The 12374-nt window shown below is 71.7% G+C and carries 12 protein-coding genes; 4 read left to right on the forward strand and 8 right to left on the reverse strand.

Annotated features, from left to right (window positions below):
• Positions 1 to 92: 92 nt before the first annotated feature.
• From FLV34_RS24270 to FLV34_RS24300, 7 genes are all read right to left on the reverse strand, one after another.
• Entirely contained in the window at positions 93 to 1175 is a 1083-nt protein-coding gene (locus FLV34_RS24270) for a DUF4037 domain-containing protein (protein WP_142650616.1), read from the reverse strand.
• Positions 1176 to 1483: 308 nt separating this feature from the next.
• Complete coding sequence (locus tag FLV34_RS24275) at positions 1484 to 1954, reverse strand: hypothetical protein (RefSeq protein WP_142650615.1); 471 nt, start codon at positions 1952 to 1954, stop codon at positions 1484 to 1486.
• A 155-nt stretch (positions 1955 to 2109) separates the two neighbouring features.
• Positions 2110 to 2307, reverse strand: a complete 198-nt coding sequence (locus tag FLV34_RS24280) for a heavy-metal-associated domain-containing protein (protein ID WP_142561071.1) — start codon at positions 2305 to 2307, stop codon at positions 2110 to 2112.
• Positions 2308 to 2337: 30 nt separating this feature from the next.
• Positions 2338 to 3390, reverse strand: coding sequence for a quinone-dependent dihydroorotate dehydrogenase (locus FLV34_RS24285; RefSeq protein WP_142650614.1), 1053 nt, complete (start codon positions 3388 to 3390; stop codon positions 2338 to 2340).
• A 65-nt stretch (positions 3391 to 3455) separates the two neighbouring features.
• Positions 3456 to 3821 (reverse strand): STAS domain-containing protein, encoded by a 366-nt coding sequence (locus FLV34_RS24290; RefSeq protein ID WP_147944127.1) that lies wholly within the window; start codon positions 3819 to 3821, stop codon positions 3456 to 3458.
• Complete coding sequence (locus FLV34_RS24295) at positions 3793 to 4521, reverse strand: GAF and ANTAR domain-containing protein (protein ID WP_187280713.1); 729 nt, start codon at positions 4519 to 4521, stop codon at positions 3793 to 3795. Before FLV34_RS24295 ends, FLV34_RS24290 begins: the two co-directional genes overlap by 29 nt.
• Positions 4522 to 5110: 589 nt before the next feature.
• Complete coding sequence (locus FLV34_RS24300) at positions 5111 to 5680, reverse strand: hypothetical protein (protein ID WP_142650611.1); 570 nt, start codon at positions 5678 to 5680, stop codon at positions 5111 to 5113.
• A gap of 384 nt (positions 5681 to 6064) precedes the next feature.
• Here FLV34_RS24300 and FLV34_RS24305 point away from each other — a divergent pair, with 384 nt between their 5' ends.
• From FLV34_RS24305 to FLV34_RS24320, 4 genes are all read left to right on the forward strand, one after another.
• Complete coding sequence (locus FLV34_RS24305; RefSeq protein WP_261985880.1) at positions 6065 to 6994, forward strand: TIGR03620 family F420-dependent LLM class oxidoreductase; 930 nt, start codon at positions 6065 to 6067, stop codon at positions 6992 to 6994.
• Between the two features lie 4 nt (positions 6995 to 6998).
• The gene (locus FLV34_RS40670) at positions 6999 to 7346 is read left to right on the forward strand and encodes a hypothetical protein (protein ID WP_187280714.1); all 348 of its coding nucleotides are present in this window, start codon (positions 6999 to 7001) and stop codon (positions 7344 to 7346) included.
• 84 nt (positions 7347 to 7430) lie between these two features.
• Positions 7431 to 8831, forward strand: a complete 1401-nt coding sequence (lpdA, locus tag FLV34_RS24315; RefSeq protein WP_142650610.1) for a dihydrolipoyl dehydrogenase — start codon at positions 7431 to 7433, stop codon at positions 8829 to 8831.
• Between the two features lie 309 nt (positions 8832 to 9140).
• Entirely contained in the window at positions 9141 to 9986 is an 846-nt protein-coding gene (locus FLV34_RS24320; protein WP_147944129.1) for an HD family hydrolase, read from the forward strand.
• An 893-nt stretch (positions 9987 to 10879) separates the two neighbouring features.
• Here FLV34_RS24320 and FLV34_RS24325 read toward each other — a convergent pair.
• Positions 10880 to 12328 carry a hypothetical protein gene (locus tag FLV34_RS24325; RefSeq protein ID WP_147944130.1) on the reverse strand — a complete coding sequence of 483 codons (1449 nt, stop codon included), beginning with the start codon at positions 12326 to 12328 and terminating at the stop codon, positions 10880 to 10882.
• Positions 12329 to 12374 lie beyond the last annotated feature (46 nt).

The following is a 12374-nucleotide window of genomic DNA, read 5'->3' on the forward strand; positions in this document are numbered from 1 at the left end:
CCCGGGGTTCACGGTCCCGGCCGTGGTCTCTGAGGGTCCCGGCCTGGTCTCTACACGTCCTGGCCCGGTCCACTGAGCCCCCGGCTCGGGCTCTAGGGCCGTGCCGGGCCGGCGATGCGGCGTACGCGGGAGCGGTCGCCCAGCATGTCGGTGCTGTCGATGTACTGGTCCACGGCACCCGTGAGAGGCAGCCGCCGCACCTCGGGATCGGCGATGGTCCCCAGCAGCGCCTCGGTGAAGCGCTCGGCGTGCAGCACCCGGTAGGGGCGGCCGTGGTAGCGCCGCGTGCGCGGATCGACGGGCGTGGTGAGGCCGAGGTCGTTGTGCAGGGCCGCGAGAGCCTCGTAGGCGCCGGCCAGGTGGCGCTCACGCTCCCGCCAGCCGGTGGCCGACACGGCCGCCATGAGCACGGGTGCCAGATCCGGGCCGCACGGCAGGGCGGCGAAGGCGCTGCCCAGCCACTTGCCGTACGGCGGGTAGCGGCGGTGCATGAGCAGGGCGAGCCGGATGAGGTCGCGCACCAGACGGGCGCAGGTGACGGCCGAGCCCAGTTCGTCACCGGCCTCACCGGCGCGGCCCACGAACGCCTCCTCCTGGCAGATCCGCCGCCACTGGCAGGCGAGGACGTAGCGCCAGACGTCGCCGGGATACCAGGCGAGGCGCCGCCGGACCGGTTGGAGCAGCCCCAGGCCGTCGTGGAAGACCTCCCCCGCCGTGATCTCCGCGAGCGTCTGGGTGGGCGTCGCCAGCCAGTCGGACAGGCCGACGCCCGCGATCGGGTCGAACCCGAGATGCCCGGTGAGCCATGCCGCGAGGTCGGCCACCACCACTCCGTGCCGGATCGGGCCGTCCGTCGTCTCCATGTGCCGGGTCCGGCCGACCGAGCGGAAGTGTGTGGGATAGCCGAGGAACCGCGGCGGCAGGCTCCCGGCGAGCATGGCGTGTACGGCCTCACCGTGGGCGGCGGCGTCCTCGGGGCTCAGGAAGAGCTGCAGCCGTGGGCCCCAGTCGTGGTCGGTGGATCGCACGGTGTCGTATCCGAGCACTTCCGAGCCCGGACCGAGGAGTGCCGCCGAGTGCGTGAGGCCGCCGAAGTGCCGCGCCAGCAGCGGTGCCACCGCCTCCAGGTAAAACCGCCGCGACAGCTCCAGCCCACGCACGTTCCCGTCTCGCATGACCGGCATCCTCCACAGGCACCGTCGGGCGGAGCAACCGGCTTTCCCACGTCACCGGGCGTCCGCGCGGGACGCAGGAGCCGGTGAAGACGGGGCTGGCAACGGCACGATCAGGCGTGTGGGGGCGCGGCGGGCACGGCGCGGAGGCGGGGCATGCGGGGCCGCGGCGGGCGCGTTGTGGTCGGGCGCGCGGGGATGCGGAGGGCGGGGGTCAGGCGTGTGGGGGCGCGGCGGGCGCGTTGTGGTCGGGCGCGCGGGGATGCGGAGGGCGGAGGGACAGGCGCTCGGGGGACGCGGAGGGCGGGGGGTCATGCTCCGTCGAGGACTTCGGCGACGATGGCGGCCGCGATCTTCTCCGGGTCGAGGCCCTGATAGGTGTCGATCACCTCGCGGATCCTCGCGGTGAGGCGCTGGTCCGCCTGTTCCGCGTCGCCGATGTGGCGCCCGGCCACCGCGACGGCGGCGGCGAGCTCGTAGGCCTCGGCCGGCCCGATGCCCTGCGGATCGACCTCGACGAGGACGCGGGCGCCGTTCTTCGGCGAGACGCGGACCTTCCACCGCCCGGACGGGCCGGCGACCGACAGCGTGTCCTTGCGCAGGGCCGGCGGGAAAAGGACGACGGCCACCCGGCCCGCCGCGGCGAGGATCCGCTCGGCGAGCCTGCGTACGTCCTTCTTACCGACGACGATCCTTCCGGAGCGGTTGATGATGCTCACGGAATCACCGCTGTCGGCCACGGCGATCCGCTCGCCGTCGGCCTGGTCGTAGATGGCGCTCATGAGGGGTCGCTCGCTTAGCTTTGTCGGGGCGGGCTGCGAGACTCCGCTCATGCATGATCTCGTACTTTCGGAGCGCATGATCGTGATTCGCCCTACCCCGGGCGACGACCTCGGCGAACGCACCGCGTGAGCGACCGTCCGAGCGCGGGCGTGGCTCAGACGAGGGTGTAGCCGGCTTCCTCGACGGCCTTGCGCACCGCGTCGTCGGCGACGTCGCCGGAAACGTCGAGCCGGCCGCTGTCGAGGTCGACCTCGACGCCGGTGACGCCGGGGATCTCGCCGACCTCCTCCTTGACCGAGCTCACGCAGTGGCCGCAGGTCATGCCCTGCACGGTGTAGGTCTTGACGCTCATGGCGCTCTCCGTTTCCAGGGGAATGGGGACTTATGCGGTGCGGCCGACGATCTCGCGGACCGAGCCGTAGCCGTGCCGCCGCAGCCGGCGGGCGAGCTGACGGTTGATCCGCGACGGCCACAGGGGACCTTCGTAGATGAGGCCGGTGTATCCCTGCACGAGGGTGGCACCGGCCAGCAGCCGCTCCCAGACGTCGTCGACGTCCTCCGCGCCGCCGACCGAGACGAGCGTGAGCCGGTCTCCGGCCTTCTGGCGCAGGCGGCGCAGCACTTCCAGTGAGCGGGCCTTGAGCGGCCGTCCGGACAGGCCGCCGGTCTCGGTGCTCGCGACGCCCTCGCGGCTGATCGTGGTGTTGGTCGCGATGACGCCCGCCAGCTCCAGCTCGGTGGCGAGCTCGGCCACGGCGTCCACGTCCTCGTCCGCCAGGTCGGGCGCGATCTTCACGAGCAGCGGGGTGCGCCCGGCCGCCTCCTTCACCGCCGACAGCAGCGGGCGCAGGCGGTCGACGGCCTGCAGGTCGCGCAGGCCCGGGGTGTTGGGCGAGCTGACGTTGACCACGAGATAGTCGGCGAGCGGCGCGAGCCTGCGGGCGCTGTCCACGTAGTCGCGCACGGCCTCGGACTCGGGCACGACCTTGGTCTTGCCGATGTTGACGCCGACCACGGCCGGGATGTGGCGCACGCGGCGCAGCCGCTTGGCGGCGGCCGCCGCCCCGGCGTTGTTGAATCCCATCCGGTTGATGATCGCCCGGCTCTCGATCAGGCGGAACAGCCGCGGCCGGGGGTTGCCCGGCTGGGCGTGCGCGGTGATCGTGCCCACCTCGACGTACCCGAATCCGAGCGCCGACAGCGGCTCGACGCACCCGGCGTCCTTGTCGAACCCGGCGGCGAGCCCGAACGGCGAGGCGAAGTGGACGCCGAACGCCTGGACGCGCAGCGACTCCGCCTTCGGCGCGAGCAAACGGTGCAGCAGCCGCACGAGGGGCGGGAACATCCCGAGCAGGCGGAGCAGCCTGATCGTGAGGTGGTGGACGGCCTCCGCGTCGAGGCGGCTCAGGACCTGCGTGAACACGAGTCGATACATCACGGAAAGACTATCGCCCGGTCGCCTCGCACTTCGGCCCGCAGGGTCCGGTGCCGTACGCCATGTCAGTCGGGCCGGGGACGGGCCTCGGCCGTGGGCTGGGGCAGCGGCACGTGCGACGCCGTACGGAGGGTCAGCGCGGAGTCGAAGCCCAGCAGCCGCAGCAGCCGCGACACCGGCGGGGCCGGGCGGACGAAGGTCACCCGGCCGCCCCGCTCCCGCACGTGCGCGTCGGCCCACAGGAGGCTCCGCGCGCCCGCGCAGTCGAGGAAGCCGACCCCGGCCAGGTCGATCTCGACGTGCCCGGGCCCGTAGGTCGCCAGCGCCTGCCGGAGGCGGGCACGCAGCTCCGGCACCCCGGACAGGTCGAGGTCGCCGTGCACGGCGACGCGGACGCCGGCCTCAGACGGCGTGATCTGGATTCGCAACATTCCTCTGGCCCTGCTCGCCCAGCAGCTCCGCCGCGAGCTCGGACACCTTCCGTCTGCTGTCCCTGGCCTGCTTGCGCAGTCCGGTGAACGCCTGCGAGGCCGTCAGGTCGTGTTTGCCCATGAGATAGCCGATGGCCCGCTCGATCACGACGCGGTAGTCCAGGGCGTACTGGAGCTGGCCGGCCAGCGCCGCCTTCTCGTCCGCCTCCATCGACGCCACGAGGACCTGCTCGATCACGTGCGCGTACGCGTGGAGGGACTGGGTGTCGCTCTCCTGCCACTCGTGCGGCGCGTCCTGGTAGACGTTGAGGGTGCCCACGGGCACGCCGCCGAGCCGGATCGGCACTCCCGCCACCCCGCGCACCTCGGGGTGCAGCAGGTCACGCAGGGCGGGCCAGCGCCGGTCCGACCGCACGTCGGCCGTCGTCACCGCGGTGTCGCCCGCGTACGCCGCCACGCACGGGCCCTGGCCCGTCACCGCCTGGGCGCGCTCCAGGCTGCGGCCGCGCTCGTCGGTGGCGAAGAGGTAGCGAAGCGTGCGGTCCTCCTCGGCGAACATCAGGCCCGCGCCGGAGTATCCGAAGAGCCGGTCGACCACTTGGACGATGCGCTCAAGGTGGTGCACGATCCCGGTCGCCGCCCTGTCCTTCTGCAGACGTCGCAGGCTGGTGAGAAGAGCCTCAGGATCGATATGAGTCATTCCGTGTCCTCTCGTGAACCTCACCTCGCACGGCCGTGGCCTGGGGGAAGAGGCGCCGATTCGGCTATCACGACTGCCCGGAGAGGGCTCGGTCAGTCCTGATGTCCGCCAGATCTGGCGTGATCCCCCATGCGGGATCTTCGATGGGCCTGGCGGAGTGCCGGTGAGGACGTTCTCGAGAACGGACGACGCGTCCGATGCCATCGCGAGCCCACTTTCGTACGGAGAAGCGGCCGCGGACACAGGGCGGAGTGTTCCTCAGCCTAGTGGGCTCCGAGCGGTGGTAGCCAGGTGATCCCGGAGGTCGCCGGAAGGACCGGCAACCGCCGGGACTGCGAGAGGCATGAGAAATCCGCCCTCCCGCAGGGGAAGGCGGATCGGAGAACGCCGGGAAGACGGCGTGGTGGCGGACCAGTGGGACCTACGCGGGCCGGGCCCTGTCTTGGTTCCGGCGTCCTGCTCCGGCGTCTCGTCCGGGCGGCTCGTCCGGGCGGCGTACGAGGCCGGGATCGCTGCCGTCGCCGGACGAGCGTGAGCGGATGTCGGCCCTGCTCGCCCGGCTGCCGCACAGCATGGCCATGCCAGGGGACTAGCCCTTGACCTTCTTGCCCTCGGGGGTGACGGCGTGCCACTCGCCGCCGAAGTCCTTCACGTCGTTGCCGAGCACGTCGCCGGCCTTCTGGTCCTTCGAGTAGTAGTAGAGCGGGTGCTTGTTGTAGGTCACCTGCGTGGTGCCGTCCTCGCGGTGGAGGGTCCCGAGCAGGTTCGGGTGCACACCCGTGCCGGCCTGGGGCGCGCCGACGGTGAGCACGGGCGGCCACGCGGCGGCGCACGCCTGGGTGCAGGCCGAGGTGCCGCCCTTGTCCTTCGTGAACAGGTACACCGTGCGGCCCTCGATGCCGACCAGCACGGTGCCGAGCGAGGTGGACGCCGTGTCGATGCGCGCGGGCCCCGTGGGGGACGCCTGGACGGGAGAGGTCGGCGACGCCGGGTAATCGGTGGCGGACGGCGTCGTCTCCGGCTGGTTCTCGGAGGGCTCGGGCGTCTGCGACTCGTTGAGCTGGTCGTTGGCGACGCGGCTGGCGTCGTCGCCGGCACCGCCGCATCCGGCGGCCAGCAGGCTGATCGCGACCGCGCCGGCATACAGCAGTTTCCTCATGTTCGGCCTCCTGGAGAGTGAGCGAGTCGGCTCCAAGGACACACGCGGCGACGGCGGCCCCGCCGCCCGGACGCGAAGATCCAGGACAGGCCTTTGCCGTTTCGTGGGTTCCCGCTCACGGGGCTCCCACCACCCTCAGGGCGATTCCGCCACCGATGGGGATGACCATCTGGATCCGGGGGAAATCGCAGTAAGCCGTACGGGCAGGGCGGTGCGCCCCGACACGTGAACCGATCACAGGGGGGTGCCGAGGCCACCGGCGCGTGCGATGACATGCTGAGGCTGCGACGCCCGCCGGCGCGGCCGTCCGGCCCGGCGGGGGCGGCGTCTCCGGCGAACCGCCCCCCTTCGCCCGATCTCGTGTGACAGACAAGGAGCGTCCGGATGGCCGAGCGTACGCAACCGCCCACCATGGAACCGTCGGAGCTGAGGCGCCGCCTCGGCCGTACGGGAGTGTGGCTGTTCTCACTGTCGAGAACGGCGACCGCGGACGAGGCCAGAGCGGCCGCGGCGGAGATCGAGCGGCTCGGATATCCGGCGCTCTGGGTGGGCGAGGCCCCGGACGGGCGGGAGGCGTACACGAACTCGGCGCTTCTGCTGTCGTCCACCGAGCGGCTGCACGTGGCGACGGGCATCGCGAACATCTACGGCCGGGACGCGGTGGCCGCGGCCAACGGCGCCGCGACCTTGGCCGAGGCATGGGGGTACCGGTTCGTGCTCGGCCTCGGTGTGAGCCACAAGCCGCTGGTCGCCCCTCGCGGCCACGAATACTCCGCGCCACTGCGGCTCATGCAGGACTACCTCGACGGGATGGACCAGGCGTCGTTCGGCGTGTTGCCGCTGGCGGAGAGGCCGCCCCGGGTGCTGGCGGCGCTGCGCCGCCGGATGCTCGAACTGGCGGCGCAGCGCGCCCAGGGGGCGCACACGTACTTCGTGCCGCCCGAGCACACCGCGAAGGCCCGCGAGATCCTCGGGCCGGACCCGGTCCTCGCCCCGGAGCAGGCAGTGGTGGTCGAGACCGACGCCGGGCGCGCCCGGGAGATCGCCCGCGAATACGCCGCCTTCTATCTCTCCCTGCCCAACTACATCAACAACCTGCGCGAGCTGGGCTTCTCCGACGACGACTTCGCGGGCGGGGGCAGCGACCGGCTCATCGACGCGATCGTGGTCTGGGGCGAACCGGAGACGATCGCCGAGCGGGTGCGCGCCCACCACGACGCGGGGGCCGACCACGTGTGCGTACAGCCACTGGCCGATTCGGTCGGCACGCAGACAGAGCACCTGCGGCTGCTGGCCCCGGCTCTCCTGGGATGACGGCGTGACCACGGCGGCTCCCGGGCGGGGGCGCGGCGAGCAGGGCGAGCAGAACGGCCAGGGCGGCCAGAACAGGCAGGGCGGTCACGACAGGCAGAACGGGCAGGACGGGCAGGACGGGCAGGACCCGCTGATCCCGCCGGACCCGACGAGCCTGGAGGCATGGATGCGCCAGGTGCTCGGCCTGGCCGGCGCCCGGGCCTCCGCGTTCCCCCCGCCCCTGCCCACTCCGCCTCCGCTGCGCACTCCGCCCCCGCTGCCCGCTCTTCCGCCCCTTCCGTCCACCGGGCCGGGTCACCCGGGTCGTTCCGCGGACGCGGACGGCCCGGACCCCGGCGGGCACGCGAAGTAGCCCGAGCGGGCCGCGCGGGTGGCCCGGCGCCTGGTGGACACCCCCTTCCGCGGCAGAGGGGAGCGGCGGCGTAGGGTCCGGTGCATGACCGATCACTACGATGTCGTCGTCCTCGGCGCAGGGCCCGGCGGCTACACCGCCGCGGTCCGTTCGGCCCAGCTCGGGCTCACCACAGCGGTCGTCGAGGAGCGCTACTGGGGTGGTGTCTGCCTCAACGTCGGATGCATCCCCTCCAAGGCGTTGCTGCGTAATGCCGAACTCGCACACATCCTCACGAACGAGACCAAGACGTTCGGCATCCAGACGGACGGCCCGATCACGCTCGACTACGGCGCGGCCTTCCGCCGCAGCCGCCAGGTCGCGGACGGGCGTGTCAAGGGCGTCCACTATCTGATGAAGAAGAACGGCATCACGGAGTATGACGGCCGGGGCAGCTTCACCGGGCCGAACTCCATGGAGGTGCGCGGCGCGGACGGCTCGGTGCGCACGGTGACGTTCGGCCACTGCATCATCGCGGCCGGAGCGACGACCCGCCTGCTGCCGGGGACGTCCCTGTCCGAGCGCGTGGTGACGTACGAGGAGCAGATCCTCAGCGAGACGCTGCCGGAGAGCGTGATCATCGCGGGCGCCGGCGCGATCGGCGTCGAGTTCGCGTACGTGCTGCACAACTACGGCGTGAAGGTCACGATCGTCGAGTTCCTCGACCGGATGGTGCCCCTGGAGGACCAGGAGGTGTCGGCCGAGCTGGCGCGGCGCTACCGGCGGCTCGGCATCGACGTGCTGACCTCCACCCGGGTCGAGTCGATCGACGACAGCGGCGACAAGGTGCGGGTCACGGTCTCGAAGAACGGCGAGACGTCCGTGCTGGAGGCCGACAAGGTGCTGCAGGCCATCGGCTTCCAGCCGCGTGTCGAGGGATACGGCCTGGAGAACACCGGCGTACGGCTGACCGAGCGGGGCGCGATCGCCGTGGACGGCCGCTGCCGTACGAACGTGCCGAACATCTTCGCCATCGGCGACGTCACCGCGAAGCTCATGCTGGCGCACGCCGCCGAGTCGATGGGCATCATCGCCGCCGAGACCATCGCGGGGGCCGAGACGATGGAGCTCGACTACGTGATGATCCCCAGGGCGACCTACTGCCAGCCGCAGATCGCGAGCTTCGGCTACACCGAGGCCCAGGCGCGCGAGCAGGGCTTCGACGTGAAGGTGGTCAAGTTCCCGTTCACGGCCAACGCCAAGGCGCACGGCCTGGGCGACCCGAGCGGGTTCGTCAAGGTCCTCAGCGACGCGAAGTACGGCGAGATCCTCGGCGCCCACCTCATCGGGCCCGAGGTGACCGAGCTGCTGCCCGAGCTGACCCTGGCCCAGCAGTGGGACCTCACCGTGCACGAGGTGGCGCGCAACGTCCACGCCCACCCGACCCTGGGCGAGGCGGTGAAGGAGGCGATCCACGGCCTGGCCGGACACATGATCAACATGTGAGCAGGTCATGGGCCGCACGGTCGGCTTCCGTGGGGCGGTGCGCATGGACGTGCTGCGGCGGATGGGCGTCCTGGACGAGATCCGCCGCCTGCGCACCGGCCCGGGCCCATGGCGGCCACCTCGACAACGCTCCAGGACTATGCGGCCTGAAATGCGGAAATGCCGATTACCGAACACATATTCGGCTCCCGCCGCCATTCCTTGGGAAACACTTCCCACGGCGCCGATTAATGGTCGGCTACGCTGGGAGATCAGGCCGTACGCGAAACGCCGTGGCCGCGTGCGGGCGAACAATGCGAGGGCGGCCCGATGGCGAGGGACAACGCGAAAAACACCGGCTCCCCGGTCGGCGCGAACACGCTGATGACCCTCATGCGCGAACTGGCATTCCCGCCGTGCGCGATCGAACGGACCTCGGTGGTGCCGCAGGACGTCACCCGCCGGGAGAACGACGCGGAGCACTCCTTCACCCTGGGCCTGGCCGCGGTCTGCCTCGCCCCGCTGATCGACCCCGCCCTCGACCCCGGCCGGGTCGCCAGATATGCGCTGGTCCATGACCTGCCCGAGGTCCACGCGGGCGACGTCTCGGTCTACGCCGGCCCGGCGGAACGCGAGAAGAAGGCCGTGCGCGAGGAGGAGGCGCGGGAGATCATCGCCCGTGACTTCGGCGGGACGTTCCCCTGGCTGGTGGAGGACCTGTACGGCTACAAGGCGCAGCACGACCCGGAAAGCAGGTTCGTCCACGCCCTCGACAAGCTGCTCCCCCACGTCAACGTGCTGCTGGCCGATCATCACCCGCTGCGGCCCACCTGGGCGGCGTACAAGCGCACGGAGATCACGGCCAGGCGGAAGATCCGCATGAGCTGCCCGGCACTGCTGCCGTTGTTCGACGAGCTGTGCCGGGAGTTCGCGCGGCGCCCGCACCTGTTCTCCGGCGGGGTGTCACCTGGCGTGGGAGATGACGATGTTCGCGACGGCGAGCAGGGCCGCGCCGCAGACCGCGCACAGCACCCTCAGCGACAGGTCGGTGCCCGGCCCGAGCACGGCGGGCAGGGCGACGAGAACGGCCCCGGCCGCGGCGGCCGACGCCCGCGTGAGGAGACGCGACCGCGAGCGGCGCACGATCACAGGAAATCCGGCGCTCGTCGTCAGTGAGCCGCCTCCCGGCTCCGGGCCCGCCCTGGTGTCGGCGGCCAGTGTGATCCCGACCCGCGCGAGCGCGTCGAAGCGCAGCAACTCGGGCCGCAGCCAGAACTCCACCGTGTCGTACCGCGACGCCACGTCGTACGAGTCGTCGGACGCGATCTTCAGGAAGGTGCCGTCGGTCGCGCAGACCAGCCGCTTCGGGGCTGGCGTGTAGCCGTCGGAGTAGAAGCTGACCCGCATCCGCACGGAGTCGCCGTCGCTCAGGTGCAGCCGCCCCTCGGCGTCGAGCACGCCCGTCCTGCCCCTGCCCAGCAGCGGCTCCTCGGTGCGTACGAAGTAGCAGGTCCTGTACGTGGGATGCCGGGCCAGCCGCCGGGCCACCCCGAGCCACGCCTCCGGGTCGTCGCCGGGCCGTTCGTGCAGGTGGAGGTCGGGGAAGCGGGTGGTGGCGGGATACCAGCGCCCGCCGTTGGCCTCCGCGAGCCGGTCCACGAACCAGCCGCCCCTGGCCCTGATGTCCGCCTCGGTGAGCGGGAAGTCCTCCAGGTTCGCGTAGTCGTCCACCCGGAGCCGGAAGACGGCCATGTCGGCCACGCACGCGGTCGCCACCACCGTCGCGAAGCGTACGGGCACGACGAACGGCTCGGTCTCGGGCGACTCCCGGTCGGCCAGGAACGCCACGAGGCACCGCCGGCCGACGGCGGAGCCGCTCGCGATCGCCTGTTGCAGAGCGCCCGCCACGTAGTCGGTCTCGTAGCGGAACTGGATGATCGCCCCTCTGGGCAGGGCCAGCGCCCGCAGCACGTCCTCCGCGTAGCGCCGCCTGCTGTCGGACGACAGCAGCAGCACCGAGGGCCGGGCTTCGTTTGCGCGCCCGGCCATGGACGCGGTCATGTGCCGGGTCATGGCCGCCTCCGGAGCTCGTCCAGCTCGCACAGGCGGTCGGCGAGCGCGAGGAAGCGCGGCCACACCCGGTCTCTCGGCAGCTCGTCGAGGCGCAGGCGCGCCGCGCTCTCGTACCGCAGCCCCCGATCGGCCAGCGCCCGGTGCTCGCCCAGGATGATCGGCTCGCGTACGCCGTCCGACTGGTCGGCGGTCAGGTCGATGACGAACCGCCGGGGATCGTGGGCCGGGCCGATCTCGACCCAGCAGTGATGGCTCACGTCCTCGGCGTCGTCGCGGCCGACGCGCAGCCGCCCGTAGCAGTAGACGGGTTCGAGCAGCAGGTCGGTGCGGAGCGTGCGGGCGAGCCAGACGGAGGTGACCCCGCACTGGCCCCTGGGATCGCCCGCCGCGACCGGCGACTGCTGATAGCGCGGATGGACCGTGCGCTCCGACCAGCAGGGTTCCAGCATCCGGCGGTAACCGAGCAGGCGGTCCCGCCACTCCGGCGAGGCGAGGTCCGCCTTGAGAGGCCGCACATGGTCGCCGCCCGAGTGGGTGCGGCTCGACACCCTGATCAGGCCCTCGATCCCGGCGACGTTCCGCTTCGCGGCCGGGGTGACCCCGAGGGCCATGAGCACGTTGTCCGGGGTGTCCAGGAGCTGCGGCACCGACTCCCCGGACATCCGGCGGGTCTGGAAAAGGCCTTTGCCGTCGTAGCAGTACGCCACGGGCGACAGGGCGACCGGCCGGAATCCCGACGCGACGAATGAGGTGCCGCAGAAACCGAGCATCGGATTGTATGCCGTGATGACATAATCTCCGGCGTTTTTCGCCCTGATCTCCCGGACCGCGCGGGCGATAGTCAGGCTCATGAGGTTCGCCGGAATTCCCGCCAGCCCGTGCATTCTTGTCAGGACCATTACGCGTTCCGGATTCACGTCCAGCCCGTGCCCGGTGAGCGCGTCGAGGACATACTGGCGGTCGCACCGCGAGAAGGCGGCGTACGTGATCGGCATCGTCGCGCCCGGCAGGAAGAGCCCGAACTGCGCGGCGGTGTCGGCCCTCTCGCTGTGGAGGTAGTGCAGTCTCGACTGGACCAGGTGGCCGGCGCTCGGCCCGACCTCGGCGAAGCGCAGGCGGGTGCGGTAGCCGTCGCCGAACGACAGGCTCAGGTCGCGGTGTGCCTTGTGCACGTTGAGGAGGACGGAGGCATGGGCCTGGTGGGCGGCGTCCTCCGCCGACTGGCGCACCTGCGCCGCCCTGACGACTGCCTGCAGCCGTATCTCCTCGTACACCTTGTCCGGAGACCAGCCGGCGATGGCCGGCCTGCTCAACCGGGGCAGGTGCAGTCTTACCTGGATCTCCAGGGTCCGGCGGCCGACTCCGACCGTCTCGGCGTCCGCGCGGATGCGCGTCCCCATCGCGCCGACGAAGGTCTCGACATCCGGATCACGAAGCCCGTCCACTCGCGCGCCCTCGCTTCGCGCTTTCTCCCTTCGCGGCGTACGCGTG

Origin of the sequence: Microbispora sp. CSR-4 (assembly GCF_008033685.1) — a bacterium.
GTDB lineage: Bacteria > Actinomycetota > Actinomycetes > Streptosporangiales > Streptosporangiaceae > Microbispora.